The organism is Timaviella obliquedivisa GSE-PSE-MK23-08B (genome assembly GCA_019358855.1).
GTDB classification, from domain to species: Bacteria; Cyanobacteriota; Cyanobacteriia; order Elainellales; family Elainellaceae; genus Timaviella; species Timaviella obliquedivisa.
In genome coordinates, this window is record JAHHII010000002.1 from 506,520 (window position 1) to 520,447 (window position 13,928).

The 13,928-nt window shown below is 46.7% G+C and carries 20 protein-coding genes; 11 read left to right on the forward strand and 9 right to left on the reverse strand.

What is annotated here, in order from left to right; translation table 11 throughout:
* Positions 1-10: 10 nt before the first annotated feature.
* Positions 11-229, reverse strand: a complete 219-nt coding sequence (locus tag KME11_05800; GenBank protein ID MBW4514721.1) for a hypothetical protein — start codon at positions 227-229, stop codon at positions 11-13.
* Positions 230-342: 113 nt separating this feature from the next.
* A complete protein-coding gene (locus KME11_05805) occupies positions 343-948 on the reverse strand; it encodes a superoxide dismutase (GenBank protein ID MBW4514722.1) in 606 nt (201 codons plus the stop codon).
* Between the two features lie 158 nt (positions 949-1,106).
* On the opposite strand from KME11_05805, the gene ffh reads away from it, so the two are divergent.
* Complete coding sequence (gene ffh / locus KME11_05810) at positions 1,107-2,573, forward strand: signal recognition particle protein (protein ID MBW4514723.1); 1,467 nt, start codon at positions 1,107-1,109, stop codon at positions 2,571-2,573.
* Between the two features lie 201 nt (positions 2,574-2,774).
* Positions 2,775-3,293, forward strand: coding sequence for a hypothetical protein (locus KME11_05815; protein MBW4514724.1), 519 nt, complete (start codon positions 2,775-2,777; stop codon positions 3,291-3,293).
* A gap of 45 nt (positions 3,294-3,338) precedes the next feature.
* Here KME11_05815 and KME11_05820 read toward each other — a convergent pair whose 3' ends face one another.
* Positions 3,339-4,436 (reverse strand): tetratricopeptide repeat protein, encoded by a 1,098-nt coding sequence (locus KME11_05820; GenBank protein MBW4514725.1) that lies wholly within the window; start codon positions 4,434-4,436, stop codon positions 3,339-3,341.
* A 19-nt stretch (positions 4,437-4,455) separates the two neighbouring features.
* Positions 4,456-5,232 carry a 16S rRNA (uracil(1498)-N(3))-methyltransferase gene (locus tag KME11_05825; GenBank protein MBW4514726.1) on the reverse strand — a complete coding sequence of 259 codons (777 nt, stop codon included), beginning with the start codon at positions 5,230-5,232 and terminating at the stop codon, positions 4,456-4,458.
* 104 nt (positions 5,233-5,336) lie between these two features.
* Here KME11_05825 and KME11_05830 point away from each other — a divergent pair, with 104 nt between their 5' ends.
* Positions 5,337-5,567, forward strand: coding sequence for a hypothetical protein (locus KME11_05830; GenBank protein ID MBW4514727.1), 231 nt, complete (start codon positions 5,337-5,339; stop codon positions 5,565-5,567).
* A 96-nt stretch (positions 5,568-5,663) separates the two neighbouring features.
* Here the strand turns inward: KME11_05830 and KME11_05835 are convergent, their stop codons facing one another.
* Entirely contained in the window at positions 5,664-6,101 is a 438-nt protein-coding gene (locus tag KME11_05835; protein MBW4514728.1) for a Rieske (2Fe-2S) protein, read from the reverse strand.
* 155 nt (positions 6,102-6,256) lie between these two features.
* Positions 6,257-6,415: a hypothetical protein gene (locus KME11_05840; GenBank protein ID MBW4514729.1), complete on the reverse strand. Its 159-nt coding sequence runs from the start codon at positions 6,413-6,415 to the stop codon at positions 6,257-6,259.
* A gap of 548 nt (positions 6,416-6,963) precedes the next feature.
* On the opposite strand from KME11_05840, the gene groES reads away from it, so the two are divergent.
* Positions 6,964-7,275: a co-chaperone GroES gene (groES, locus tag KME11_05845; GenBank protein MBW4514730.1), complete on the forward strand. Its 312-nt coding sequence runs from the start codon at positions 6,964-6,966 to the stop codon at positions 7,273-7,275.
* A gap of 101 nt (positions 7,276-7,376) precedes the next feature.
* Complete coding sequence (gene groL, locus KME11_05850; protein ID MBW4514731.1) at positions 7,377-9,014, forward strand: chaperonin GroEL; 1,638 nt, start codon at positions 7,377-7,379, stop codon at positions 9,012-9,014.
* 200 nt (positions 9,015-9,214) lie between these two features.
* Here groL and KME11_05855 read toward each other — a convergent pair whose 3' ends face one another.
* From KME11_05855 to KME11_05865, 3 genes are all read right to left on the reverse strand, one after another.
* Entirely contained in the window at positions 9,215-9,478 is a 264-nt protein-coding gene (locus KME11_05855; GenBank protein ID MBW4514732.1) for a hypothetical protein, read from the reverse strand.
* A gap of 89 nt (positions 9,479-9,567) precedes the next feature.
* Complete coding sequence (locus KME11_05860) at positions 9,568-9,834, reverse strand: hypothetical protein (protein MBW4514733.1); 267 nt, start codon at positions 9,832-9,834, stop codon at positions 9,568-9,570.
* Between the two features lie 9 nt (positions 9,835-9,843).
* Positions 9,844-10,230, reverse strand: a complete 387-nt coding sequence (locus KME11_05865) for a hypothetical protein (GenBank protein MBW4514734.1) — start codon at positions 10,228-10,230, stop codon at positions 9,844-9,846.
* 730 nt (positions 10,231-10,960) lie between these two features.
* Here KME11_05865 and KME11_05870 point away from each other — a divergent pair.
* From KME11_05870 to KME11_05895, 6 genes are all read left to right on the forward strand, one after another.
* Positions 10,961-11,224, forward strand: a complete 264-nt coding sequence (locus tag KME11_05870) for a hypothetical protein (protein ID MBW4514735.1) — start codon at positions 10,961-10,963, stop codon at positions 11,222-11,224.
* Positions 11,225-11,361: 137 nt separating this feature from the next.
* The gene (locus tag KME11_05875; GenBank protein ID MBW4514736.1) at positions 11,362-11,772 is read left to right on the forward strand and encodes a hypothetical protein; all 411 of its coding nucleotides are present in this window, start codon (positions 11,362-11,364) and stop codon (positions 11,770-11,772) included.
* A gap of 271 nt (positions 11,773-12,043) precedes the next feature.
* On the forward strand, positions 12,044-12,301 hold the full coding sequence (locus tag KME11_05880) for a hypothetical protein (GenBank protein MBW4514737.1): 258 nt from the start codon (positions 12,044-12,046) through the stop codon (positions 12,299-12,301).
* A 2-nt stretch (positions 12,302-12,303) separates the two neighbouring features.
* Positions 12,304-12,687 carry a type II toxin-antitoxin system VapC family toxin gene (locus tag KME11_05885; GenBank protein ID MBW4514738.1) on the forward strand — a complete coding sequence of 128 codons (384 nt, stop codon included), beginning with the start codon at positions 12,304-12,306 and terminating at the stop codon, positions 12,685-12,687.
* Positions 12,688-12,994: 307 nt separating this feature from the next.
* On the forward strand, positions 12,995-13,219 hold the full coding sequence (locus KME11_05890; GenBank protein ID MBW4514739.1) for a hypothetical protein: 225 nt from the start codon (positions 12,995-12,997) through the stop codon (positions 13,217-13,219).
* Positions 13,219-13,647 (forward strand): PIN domain-containing protein, encoded by a 429-nt coding sequence (locus tag KME11_05895; GenBank protein ID MBW4514740.1) that lies wholly within the window; start codon positions 13,219-13,221, stop codon positions 13,645-13,647. The genes KME11_05890 and KME11_05895 overlap by 1 nt, the downstream gene beginning before the upstream one ends.
* Positions 13,648-13,928: the final 281 nt, after the last annotated feature.

The following is a 13,928-nucleotide window of genomic DNA, read 5'->3' on the forward strand; positions in this document are numbered from 1 at the left end:
CCAAAACAGGTCAAGGCAATTGCCCAAATTCTGCATCTTCAATTCCTTTCCACCACTCACCCAAGTTCATCACATCTTGGTGAATATCCGCAAGCTCAGCTTCATACTGTTCAGGCGCTAGCGACAAACGACGCTCTGCAAGCTTCTGAAGCCGAAGTTGAGCCAAGAGCCAAGGCTTGGAAATCCCATCGATCGCCTCCAAATATCTTGCCAGATCTTCGCTATCCATAAGTCTAAAAAGTGTTGAAGTGCCTTTTAAGGTAGCAAACAAAGCAAGGAACCGAGACGCTTATTGAAACGCCTCGGTTCAAATTTTCTGAAAATCTTAGATCTCAGCTACACCTAGCTGCAAGCCGCCAAGTTTTGAGCAGCAAAATCCCAGTTCACCAACTGATCCAAGTAATTGGAAATAAAGTCAGGTCTACGATTTTGAAAATCGACATAGTAGGCATGTTCCCACACATCTAACGTCAGCAAAGGCGTTTGCCCATGCACCAAAGGGTTCTCAGCATTGCCCGTCTTAGTGACTTTCAAAGCACCGTTATCCAACACTAACCAAGCCCAACCACTCCCAAACTGAGTAGCAGCAGCAGTCTTGAAAGCTTCCTTAAGCTTGTCAAATCCACCCAAGTCACTATCAATTTTTGCTGCCAAATCACCCGTCGGTGTGCCGCCGCCATCGGGCTTCATGCTGCTCCAAAAAAAAGTATGATTCCAAACCTGAGCCGCATTATTGAAAATGCCTGCCTTATCTGCATCACCAAAGCTTGTCTTGATCACTTCCTCGATCGGCATATCAGCCATGGGAGTATCTTTGACCAAGTTGTTCAGATTAGTCACATAGGCAGCATGATGCTTGCCGTAATGAAACTCAAACGTACGCGCTGACATGTTGTGAGCTTCAAGCGCACCTGGGTCATAAGGTAAGGGAGATTGTGTAAATGCCATTGTGCTTCATCCTCTCGGTTCAGACTATTGATAGAATTTTATATCAAAAATAGATTCTCTGACCACTTGTCAAAGAACCTCATCCTTTTGGACAGAAATCTCTAAAATAGTAGAGAAGTCTGACTCTTCTTCTGCAAATACACTGCTGACAATGCCTTATGTTTGATGCTCTTGCCGATCGCCTGGAATCTGCCTGGACAAAGCTCCGGGGACAGGACAAAATTTCTGACTCCAATATTCAGGATGCGCTGCGTGAAGTCCGTCGAGCTTTATTAGAAGCCGATGTTAACCTGCAAGTGGTTAAAGACTTCATCGCCGAGATCCAAGAGAAGGCGCAGGGATCACAGGTCGTTTCTGGCGTTCGCCCCGACCAGCAATTTATCAAAGTGGTCTATGACGAGCTAGTTGCTGTCATGGGCGAAACAAACGTGCCCCTGGCAGAAGCTAGTTCAGCCCCTACTGTTGTTTTGATGGCGGGCTTGCAAGGCACAGGTAAAACGACGGCAACGGCAAAGTTGGCGCTTCATCTGCGCAAGCAAGAGCGCACAACGCTGCTGGTCGCAACTGATGTCTATCGACCTGCGGCGATCGACCAGCTAGTCACATTGGGTAAGCAAATCAATGTGCCCGTTTTCGAGATGGGCAGTGATGCTAATCCTGTAGAAATTGCCCGTCAAGGAATTGCCAAAGCCAAAGCCGACAGCATTAACACCGTCATTGTTGACACTGCCGGACGGCTGCAAATTGACCAGTCCATGATGGATGAACTGGCGCAAATTAAAGCCGCCGTTCAACCCCACGAAGTTTTGCTGGTAGTCGATGCGATGACAGGGCAAGAAGCCGCCAGCCTGACCCGCACCTTCCATGAGCAAATTGGCATTACGGGCGCAATCCTCACCAAAATGGATGGCGACACGCGCGGAGGAGCGGCTCTATCAGTCCGTCGCATTTCAGGGCAACCGATTAAATTTATTGGGGTCGGTGAAAAAGTTGAGGCGTTGCAGCCGTTTTACCCCGATCGCATGGCTTCTAGAATTTTGGGCATGGGCGACGTGCTGACTTTGGTTGAAAAAGCCCAGGAAGAGGTCGATTTTGGTGAGGCAGAGAAGCTGCAAGAAAAAATCTTGAGCGCTAAGTTTGACTTTACCGATTTTTTGAAGCAAACCCGCATGATGAAAAACATGGGGTCTTTAGCTGGAATTATGAAGCTAATTCCAGGCATGGGCGGCAAAATTTCGGATGAACAGCTTCAGCAAGGCGAAGTGCAACTGAAGCGAGCAGAAGCCATGATTAGTTCAATGACGCTGGAAGAACGACGCGACCCTGATTTGCTAGCCGGTTCACCCAGCCGCCGCCGCCGCATTGCCAAAGGCGCAGGATTTGGGCTAGACGCAGTTAGTAAGTTGGTCAGCGACTTCCAAAAAATGCGATCGATGATGCAGCAAATGGGGCAAGGCAACTTTCCAGGAATGGGTGGAATGCCAGGAATGGGTGATATGTTTGGCGGCGGCGCACCTGCGGCTAGTCAAGGGCAGGCTCCGGGCTGGCGAGGATATCCGGGGGGTGCAAATCCTTCTAAAAAGAAGAAGAAAGAGAAGAAAAAGAAGGGGTTTGGAAACCTTTAGCTTCTGTCGTTTTAGTTCTGTTCAAGTTGGACAGATAATTCCTAATGTTGATCATCAGGGTGTTCCCTACCGTGATAGGCTCATAGGTGTAGGATTCATATTTCATGGTATCCCTACGCTTTGCCTTTGCCGATGAGGCTGCTATAAATTCCGTTACAAAACAGACTAGACAGACTAGATAGATTAGGAGCGATCGCAATAATGGTTCTGAAATTTTTGGGCATTGGTAAAAAATCTGAATTTATCTTAGAAGCACCTCCCGCCGACTCCGAGTCTGCCGCCAAAGCTAAGCCTGCCACTGAGTCTATTGACCCTGCTAATCCCGAAAAAGTCCATGTGGAGGCGAAAGCTGTGCTTGCTCCTACAGTTAAGCAGATCTCGGAGGCGACCTCAAAATCAAAGGTGGTAGAGACATCAAAGGAGGAGGCGAAAGCTATCAAGGAAGAGGCGAAAGCTGGACTTGCTCCCGTTGTCGATCAGGTTTCTAAGGCAACATCAAAAGTAAAAAAGACTTTAAAAGAAGCAACCGCTGAGAAAAAAGGGGCTAAAGCAGAAAAAGCTGGTACTAGTGCGGCTTCAGCAACTCCTGCTCCTAAGCCTGAACCGACTCTTACCAATTTTGCTACGACCCTTCAAGTTAACAATACTCCTCGCCGTCGTCCCGGCCCTAGCCTCGACATGTTTAAAGACATGGCAAAACAAGTTAATCCTCGTAAGTAAGAGTGAGTCAGCGAACAAGCTAACAGATGAAGCGATCGGGGTTTTTCATAAGCCCCGATTTTTGTTGAAAGAATGCTTAAAAATTAGCCCACTATAGAGATGAAAAGCGGCATCCCAGTAGGTTGGGGCTTTGCGAAAGAGATGAATATGGGTTGGAAAGGCTTGGAGAAAGGCAAAGTGTTCTTGAGTGGTTTCAGCAAACGCCGTAAAGTCTGACCGACAGGGAACAGATGCCAGACGATCGCCCAAAAAGTGAGCCAACAGATTCCACCGTATCCGAGTTGTACCCTGGTGATTGACCACTGTGTCTTGCTCAAACAAGACACCTTGTTGAAACTGGTAGGTGCGATCGCAAAATCGCAAAATACAATGACGTTTTGGCAAATGCAAATCTAACACCTGTGCGTAATCTTGAGTTTTCTCTTTACGCATTAGTTTTTTACGACTGTCTAAATCCACTACGTCTTCAAAAATTGGCAGCAATCCCTCAACCCGATGAGTCACCTCAGACCAATCAAACGCTAAACTTCCGGTCTGATCTACCTCATTTTGGCAAATCACCGTTGCCCCCGGCGAAACCCCTTGAAGATAATTGACCCGCAGCACCCGCACCCCTTGAAGTCGCTCTAGGGAAGTCCAAAAAGCGGGGATTCCAGCTTTGCGAAGCTGCTGTCCATAAAATTCTAGCTCTCCGATCGCCCCTGTGCGGTACAATCGCCATCCTCGGCTAGGAAGCTGCAACCGAGCCGTATAGGCATCTATCCTCATAATTCGAGCAAAGCTTTGAGCCGCTAAGTGACGAGCATCACCCACAATGGGTTCTAAGATCAAAAATCCAACTTTGGCATGATCAGGGTCAGCCGTGGCTTGGGAAATTGCTTTGACCTGCTGCGCTTGAGCAATTGCCTCTAACCGTTGGAGTCCTTGCCGCGCCTGGTTTACCACTTTAGGATGAGTGACAGATTGCAAAATTTGTCGATAAGCCGCTGCCGCCGCTGGCAACTTCCCTAATGCTTCGTATAGCCGCCCTACATAAAGCTGAACAAAAGGGTGGTCAGGATTTTGCTGCCGTAGAGGCTTGAGGAGTTGGGCAGCAGTTTTGTAATCCTGGCGATCGAGAGCAGCTTCAACAGATTCAAACATAGTGGCAGATGTTGCTTGATTAGCTTAAACGTTCCCTTGAATTCATGGCATCACACGCCGCACCGACTAAAGAAAGAGCCACTAAGGGTGCAGTGACAGCGCGAAGAATGCGGGAACCTAGAGAAACAGGCTGGTAACCAGCCGCGATCGCTCGTTCAATTTCTGCTGGAGTCCAACCGCCCTCAGAACCCGTTGCCAACGCAATAGAACCGTGGCTTTCAGGGTTTAAGCCTCCGGTCAATCGATCGATCGCTGCTGGGAGACAGTTTAACAAATGGGGATGATGTCCACGGGCTTCGCAAAGGTAACAGGTAGCGCTGGTGGAGTTCCAGGTCTGGAGGGCTTCCGACCAAGAGATCGGCGAGAAAACTTGAGGAATGATCTGACGTTCACATTGCTCGGCGGCTTCTTGGGCGATGCGTTGCCAACGATCGCCTTTTTGGGGGCTGGGTTTAAGCACAGTGCGATCGCTAATAATGGGCAAAATGCGCTCTACTCCAAGCTCAGTAGCTTGCCGGACTATATCATCCATGCCGTTTTTGGGCAGGGCAATCAACAGCGTTACAGAAATAGGCAACTCGGTTTTGGCAAAGACAGGCTCTAGCATTTCTGCTGTCAAAGCATTTTCCTTCAAACTCGCCAGCCAGCCATTGCCTCGTCCATCCATGGCAATAAAGCGATCGCCCTCATTCAGACGCAATACATGATGCAAATAGTGCCGCTGTTGGGCATTAATCTGAATCTGCTGCCCTGATATTTGGTTAGCAGCAATGGTAAGCCGTTGAAGTTGAGCCATCAATTTTTAGTATCACTGTAAAAAGAATTAGACAAGGCTTGTTACAAACTTGTAATAATCTGTTATGTTTATTTACATGAAGTTACACGAATAAGGTTGAAGTCATGACGATTCTAATTGCTCTGTTCGCTATTGCCTGGGTTGCTGCTGCTGTTATTGGAACCCAAGCTTATTTTCGAGGTGAGCAAACTAAGCCGATTCATGCTCGCAACTGGCGCTCCGAGTCTTTTGAGAAGCTAGCAGTGTCTGTTACAGGAATTGAAACCGATTTTGGCGATCGTGTCCCAGCCTTCTCCGTTGATGCATACGACAGCACTACCCTTCCCAGCGCATAGGTCGCTCATTGGTTCGCTACTCTAACTATCAATTTTTCTAAAAGCTTTTTAATCCCCAGCGGACTCTCCTCCGTTGGGAATTTTTATAGGTTCTGTTCAACCTTTTTTAACGAGTACCTGATCTCCTTCAATTTTTGCCGTGTAGAGGGGCAGGGACTGGGTTGCAGGGCCTTGCAACAGCTTTCCATCATTAGCAAATTTAGAATCATGGCAGGGGCAAATAAAAGTTTGATCAGCCTTCCATTCCACGTTGCAACCCGCATGATTACAAGTAGGGTCAACTGCAACAAGTTGATTATCCGGTTCACGAACCACCAACGCTTTTCCGAGTAACAGCTTTTCATTCAAGATCTGACCTTTTTGATCCAGATCAGCAACAGTTCCAACCACTTCAAAACCATCTGTACGAGGTGCAGCAGGTGCAGCGGGCGCTTGAGACGTGCTTGTCTGCTGTCCACAAGCTGTGACAGTGGCAGGTAAAGTACTCATAACCCCACTCACTCCAACCCAGCTAACAAATTCGCGACGCTTCATCAGGTATACCTCAGGATTAAATCATCTACCCAGATTTTGAGTCTTTACACCATCATATCCAGTCGGCTCTAAACATTACCCGGTCAGCCCTGACATTTTGATCAAACATTACTTTCAGTTATCAGTCAGAGTTTTGCATTCCTCTAGCTTTGTGGTTATCGATGCGCAACCTTAGTGGCTAGGGTGATAGGTGGGATAGCAGTAGCTGGGGTGACATCAGTTAGTATTTCTGCTTTAAAGGGAAATGTCACCATTAAAGCCAAGACGGTTAGAAAAGCTGTACTTAAAGCAGTTCTATGACGTGAACTAGGCATTTTCGTTCTCCTTTAAGAAAATTAGCTCAGGAAGACTTAAGCAAATCGCAGCACCAGGAACATGCCACCAGGGCATTAATACCAAAATGGGGTCATGGGGTTTTCGTCGCCAGAGCTAGAGAAGATTCTTTATCCAGTGGATATGTTAGAGAGCACCTGGTAAAGGAGAGATAAAAATAGGACTTGTGCAGAAGAGATCCCTAACCCCTTAAAAAGGGGCTATTGAGATTCCCTCTTTTTTAAGGAGGGTTAGGGAGGATCTCAATGTGCAATTGCCATTTGCAGTTGCCAGTGCGTGAGTCCTAAAAAAATTACGGTTCGGGAACCCGTACAAAGAAAATGATGTAGCCCTGTTGCAGTTAAACCCGCAGTCCGTTAAATTAGCACTCGTGGGGTGAGAGTGCTAAAGTAAAGCTCTAACCCAAGGTTTTTAAGTTTTGTGGTTCGATTCTACGGTTCCGAAAGGGGCTAAGTATCTGCTGCGAACTTGGCGCTTTAATAAAGCGTTTTTACCCTTTTCAATATCTAGTGTTCTGGAGAATTTTGATATGGCAGCCCTATCTCTGAGCGTTTCTACGGTTAAGCCGCTGGGCGATCGCGTCTTTGTAAAAGTGAGCGCCTCCGAGGAGAAGACCGCTGGTGGGATCTTCCTGCCCGACACCGCTAAAGAAAAGCCCCAAGTTGGCGAAATCGCTGCTGTGGGTCCTGGCAAGCGTGGCGACGATGGTACTCGTCAAGAAATTGAAGTCAAAGTTGGCGACAAGGTTCTTTACTCTAAGTACGCTGGAACCGACATCAAACTCGGTAATGAAGAGTATGTCTTGTTGTCTGAGAAAGATATTTTGGCAGTGGTGGATTAGTTCTATTGAAGACTTTGGGTTTTAGCAGTCGTTCTAAAATCCAAAGTCTTAAATTCCTGCCTCATAACCCAAAATCGTAAATCTAAAATCGAGAAGAAATTATGGCTAAGCGCATCATTTATAACGAAAATGCACGTCGTGCCCTGGAAAGAGGCATTGATATTCTGGCAGAAGCAGTTGCAGTGACGTTGGGCCCCAAGGGTCGCAATGTGGTGCTAGAGAAAAAGTTTGGCGCTCCTCAAATTGTCAATGACGGTGTGACGATCGCCAAAGAGATCGAATTAGAAGATCACATTGAAAACACAGGCGTGGCATTGATTCGTCAAGCCGCTTCCAAAACCAACGATGCAGCAGGCGACGGCACCACTACAGCAACCGTTTTGGCTCATGCAATGGTTAAAGAAGGTCTGCGGAACGTAGCAGCGGGTGCAAACGCCATTTCGCTGAAGCGCGGCGTAGACAAAGCAACGGCTTTCTTGGTAGATAAGATTGCTGAGCACGCTCGCCAAGTCGAAGATTCTAAAGCGATCGCTCAAGTCGGCTCTATCTCTGCGGGTAACGACGAAGAAGTTGGCGCGATGATTGCTGAAGCGATGGAAAAAGTCGGTCGGGAAGGCGTGATTTCCTTGGAAGAAGGCAAATCGATGACCACCGAACTAGAAGTCACTGAAGGGATGCGCTTTGACAAAGGCTATATCTCTCCTTACTTCGCCACTGACACTGAGCGCATGGAAGCCGTGTTGGACGAGCCTTACATCTTAATTACAGACAAGAAAATCACTTTGGTTCAGGACTTGGTACCTGTCCTAGAGCAGGTTGCTCGTTCTGGTCGTCCTCTGCTAATTTTGGCAGAAGATATTGAGAAGGAAGCTTTGGCAACCTTGGTCGTGAACCGTTTACGCGGTGTTCTGAACGTAGCTGCTGTTAAGGCTCCTGGGTTTGGCGATCGTCGTAAATCCATGCTAGAAGACATTGCGGTTCTTACAGGCGGTCAAGTGATCACCGAAGATGCAGGTCTGAAGCTAGATGCAGTGAAGTTAGAGCAGTTGGGTAAAGCTCGTCGTCTCACCATCACTAAAGACAGCACAACGATTGTGGCTGAAGGCAACGAAGCTGATGTGAAAGCGCGTTGTGAGCAAATTCGTCGTCAAATGGAAGAAACCGAATCTTCCTATGACAAGGAAAAGCTGCAAGAGCGGTTGGCTAAGTTGTCGGGTGGTGTTGCTGTGATTAAAGTCGGCGCAGCAACCGAAACCGAAATGAAGGATCGGAAGCTACGCCTGGAAGATGCCATCAACGCAACGAAAGCTGCGGTTGAAGAAGGGATCGTTCCTGGTGGTGGGACAACTTTGGCTCACTTGTCTCCTGAATTGGAAACATGGGCAAAGGATACTCTTAAGGAAGAGGAATTGATCGGTGCGCTGATTGTGGCTCGTTCCTTGGCGGCTCCCCTAAAGCGAATTGCTGAGAACGCAGGTCAGAACGGTGCAGTTATTGCTGAACGCGTTAAAGAGAAGCCTTTCAACGTGGGCTTTAACGCGGCAACCAATGAGTTCGTGGATATGTTTGAGGCGGGCATTGTTGACCCTGCTAAAGTAACTCGTTCGGCATTACAAAATGCTGCTTCGATCGCGGGCATGGTGCTAACCACAGAATGTATTGTGGTTGACAAGCCTGAGCCTAAGGATGGCGCTCCTGCTCCTGGCGGCGGCGGCATGGGTGATGATTACGGTTACTAAGATTTGTCAGATTTATAACTAGGTCTGTGAATTGATGAGAGGGCGATCGCTGCAAGGCGATCGCCCTTTTTTGTTGAGTCCTTAAAGGTTAGGAAGTAGCACAATAATGTCCTGATCAGCAGAATGCACCAAAGTCTTGAAGACAGAAGTACATTCCACTGTTGAGGTGGCAACCCCCTGCGGGTATCTCGAAGCGCGCTTTATGCCAAGCGATAACGGATCAGCACACTCATCACTTCACCAGGATTAGGCGCAGGTAGCAATCCACTCCAGTCTCCAGCCTCAGCATAGCCGCGCTGGTGTAATTCATGGATGTTCTCGCGCACGCCTTCAGCAGAGCCAATCAGCAGCACTGCCAATTGTTCTCGGTGGGGCATGGGCTGAGGTGATGCCGACCTCTGAGCATCAACCGCTGACTGAATGGGCAATTTGCTTCGGAGCTTGCTTCGCAATGTCGTATTCATTTGCATTAATCCTTTGAGTTTCTGGGTAAAGAAAACCCAAAACCTAGCCGCCCATCATAGTCGTAGCGAATCAGGGCGGCTAGGGGATGTTAAAATCTCCGACAGCCACCAGACTGCGTGTACAGTTTGGGGGTTAGCCGTCCATCTGCTGCGCTAACAGCAATGGGCGGTGCTAGGTTTTTGGGGTCTGGCTGTGTGAAATAGAACACAGCCTTAGCTTTGGAGAATACCGAGGTTTGTTGGTGAAAGTCAAGGGGATGAAGGATTTTTGTGACATGATGTTGCCCTTGAAGCGAGGGGCGATCGCTCCCTAATAAAAGACGCTGAGTCAATTGCCGACTCAGCGCCATCATCATGACTCTCAATTAAGCAATTGCGCTAGCACTCACCCCTGCATCGGCTGGTTGTGCTTTGCGATCGGGGCGCTTGCGATCACTTTTGCGGGTTCCGCCTGCCATTTTGTATTCGTTGCTGTTTTTGCCGTATTGGTAAGCAACAGCGATCAGCATTTGTTCTGTTTGGTCTGCCAGTGCTTTTTCAGCAGCGCTCATTTCGGTATGGGCATCATCGACAAGAGAGAGAGCGGTGTTGTATTTCTCTATCTTAATCCGGGCATCTTCGAGCAAGGATGAGTAAACTTGGACAGAGAAGCCGTTGCCGAGGTCGAGCTTAGTATCAATTGATTTGACGGCTGCTAGGCGAGTTTGGGCTTTTTCAACGATTTGCGATGACCGTTTCTTTTGACGAGACATTGTAGATGGTTCCTGTTGTTGAGCTTGGTCACTTTCTACAGTATGAGTAAGGCGGGGCGATCGTTCACCGTGATACTGATGAGGTTTGTATCTTTTTTGACTTATTTAGTGGGTGGCGATCGTGGTTATACGGTGAGAAGTTGATGTGATGGGGTGATTGAAAGGATTGGGCTAGTTGTTTTTTGAGTTGGGGCGATCGGAATTAGAGTTGGGGCGGGTGAAATTTAATTTAGAGTACTGGGAATTAGATTTAAGGCACTCTCAATTAGATTCAGGGCACTCTCAATCTGATTTTGCCTTTTTCTACTTATTGATTGGGCGATCGAAAGAGAGGCATTTGAGGCAAAAAATGTTTCTCGTAACGAACTTGATTTAGGAAATGACAGGGCTGATTCCGTCTAATTGCGTGAAAAGGATGTTGGACGGAAAAAAGGAGGAAAACAGTCCGAAAAAATGTGAAGAATTCTGGCTAATCCTGAAAAATAGGGATATTATACGGGAAGAATTTTGGGTTAGTCCTCCGGATGGAATGTTACGCCGAATTGATTCGGGCTAATTGTCTCCTAGGGGTGTTATGCCGAACTAACTCAGTCTAAGTAATAGTTGGGCTGCTGGCTGTTGGTGAGGACAGTGCAATCAAGTTACTTGTCAGGATTCATTGACTGTTGTAGGAGAGTAGGAGATTGATTGCTAGTACGGAATTAAACACATTGAAGACTAACCAAAAACTATGACTGTAGGAGCCTTTGCTGGAGGTGAGTTTCTTGGACCCGCTGTAACAGTGGCAATCATAGCTTGGGATGCCATAGATACATATAACACAGAGGTAAAGAATCGCCCTCAATTAAGGCAAAACATTGAGGATTATTTCAAGGGAATGAAAGGAGATATTTTGGGCGATGGACAGAACGGAATTCAAAAATTGATTTCAGACATTGAAGCAAGCGCGAGAAAAAGTGTCTCCACCTCACGTTTTCCATTCCTGCATTTCTAGCGAAAGCTCTTGAATTAAGGATTTCATTGGCAATTGATTGTCACTGCTATCTATAGACGAGTCTCGAAACTAGGTGAACTATAATGCTACAGAGATTCAATAACTATCAGACACATACCTTCGAGCAGAAAACTCTCTTGGCGGGGGCGTTTAAAAAAGTAGATCTCGAAATACAACGTATTAGAGCCACCATACATGAAAAGCAAGGTTTCTGGCTCTTCAAAACCCATGTCTATTCTAAAGAAACACTCTTCAGTGAACTACATCATGGAAAGATTCTGAAGATATTGGACAACATTGACAATCTTGCTGTGATTTGGAACAGGCATGGTGTTCTGACTCCTGATGGAATAAAATTTTTTCAACTTAAACACGATGAGATCTACAGTGAACTCAAAAAACTCCAGGATGAAATCAAGGGGAGAGATCCTACATGGTGGGAGAAAGTTGGTGGAGCTTTCAAAGAATTTGTAAATTTTATTAGAGATAACACACCTCAATTTGCTATAGGTTTTCTGATGGAAGTTGCTAGGCATTCAGCCCTTTAGCCTTTCATTAGCCTTTTTCTCCCTAATCCTAAACTCTCTTCTGACGAAACTCAGTTGTTAGAAACAGTAAGGGAGAGCTACATAGATGTTACTGTTCGTCAGGTTAGCTGATGAAGCAAATTGTTGTAGCGTGGTTGAAAGGCGATCGGTGAGTTGCAATGCTCGAGTAGCTTCAGTCCTGAGTCAGGATAGCAGTGAGGCAGTCATGCACTGTTTTTCAAATCCTGCTACCAAGTTATCATGGAGCCATTAAGCATTAGGGGAGACAACTATGCTGAAAACATTCAAGGCTTGGTTGAAAGGAAGTCGTTTGGAGTGGATTGGTGATGTGCCTAATGAATTAGGAGAGCAAATGCTCCAAGTTCATGTCACCTTTCTTGACGACAACCCAGTTCTAGAATCAAAAACACGCGGACAAAGGATGGCTGAAATATTAGCAAATCTTGCTGCTACTCAAGTGTTGAGTAATATTGATCCAGTTTTGTGGCAACAAGAAACTCGGCAAGACCGTTCATTAGTGGGACGATAAACGTGCTTCTTGACAGCAACATTATTATCTACTCTGCACAGCCAGAACATTCTCAGTTGCGGGAATTAGTTGCTGAGCATTCTCCTGCGGTATCAGCCCTCAGTTATCTTGAGGTATTGGGCTATCACCTCCTGACCGAACAGCAACGTCAGTACTTTGAGGAATTTTTTCAGGTTGCTCAAGTTCTGCCGATATCGCAAGATGTGTTGATTCAAGCGGTAGCTCTGCGACAACAAAGACGAATGACTTTAGGAGATGCGATTATTGCAGGGACTGCATTGGTGCATAAGTTAACATTGATCACCAGAAACGTAGATGATTTTCGTTGGATTGCTAAACTTAATCTGCTGAATCCGTTTGATACTGATGTATCCAGCGCGGTCTAACATAGCCTGAGGTAGGCGATCGGCTTCCCCAGCTAAAATAGAGGAATAAAGTCAAACCGATGACTGTTCAGTAACTTCGCTACAGCAAAAAGGAATCGATCGCCCAAGTCCAATAACTCCTACCCCATCAGTACGAAGGCATAGCGCGCTGCTTCGCAGATACCGCAAGGGTCGCCTTTCCCATGAACAATAACTGAACTGCTGCGACAAGCGCGCTGCTTTGCAAATATCGCAAGGGTCGCTGTGAGACATCTACAAGCGATCGTCGATAATAGGCAGTGAACATCTTCCAGTATAGGAGTCATTTATGTTGCCACAAGAACTGAAGGAGCAGGTCTTTAAGCTACCGCCTAGCGATCGCATCGCGTTAGTAAGTGCCATCATTGAGTCCTTACAGGACACGTCAGTTTCTCAGCTTGACCGCTCTAGCGCTATTCAACGGATGCGAGGCTTACTGAAAACAGATCAACCTGCACCGACGGATGAAGAAGTAGCCGCAATGTTGGAACGACGGGTGGAGAAGTACCTTTAGTGAGAGTTTTAATTGATACCAATATTGTCCTAGATTTCCTGTTGCAGCGAGAGCCATTTTTTCAAGACGCAGAACGGCTGTTTCAAGCGATCGATGCGGGTCAAGTCGTCGGCTACGTAACGGCAACAACACTCACAGATATTTTCTATATTTCTCGCAAACACACTCGCAGCGTTGAGCAGGCACGGCAAGCAGTCTCAGAAACGCTGATTGCTATGGTCATTTGTTCTGTTAACCGAGCAGTCTTGGAATCAGCATTCGGATCTGGTCTGGCTGATTTTGAAGATGCCGTTCAAATTTTTTGTGCAGTCGCCCAAGGATTAGATGCTATTTTGACCCGCGATATGCAAGGGTTTTTAAGCTCGCCTGTACCTGTTTTGTCCATTCAAGAGTTTTTGCAGCAACTAGAGACGCAAAATAATGGTTAATTGATTGTGGATCACAGACAGCTAGGAACTGCCGATTTAAGAGGAAGCTGAATATCTTTTTCACTAAAATTAAGAGGCTAACATGGCAGTTTTACTGCTCTATGAGGTCTTGAACCAGGATGAGGAAATTGCAAACCGTAAAAGCTCTAGAAGAGTTAGAGGATGTTTGAAAAGTCAGCTAGTCGGTAAAAAAGCTCTCTCAGTGTAAGCTGCGAATAGAAAGCACGCAGCACCGAGAAAGCAATATGAGTAAAGCATATCCCAGCAATCTGACTACTGGA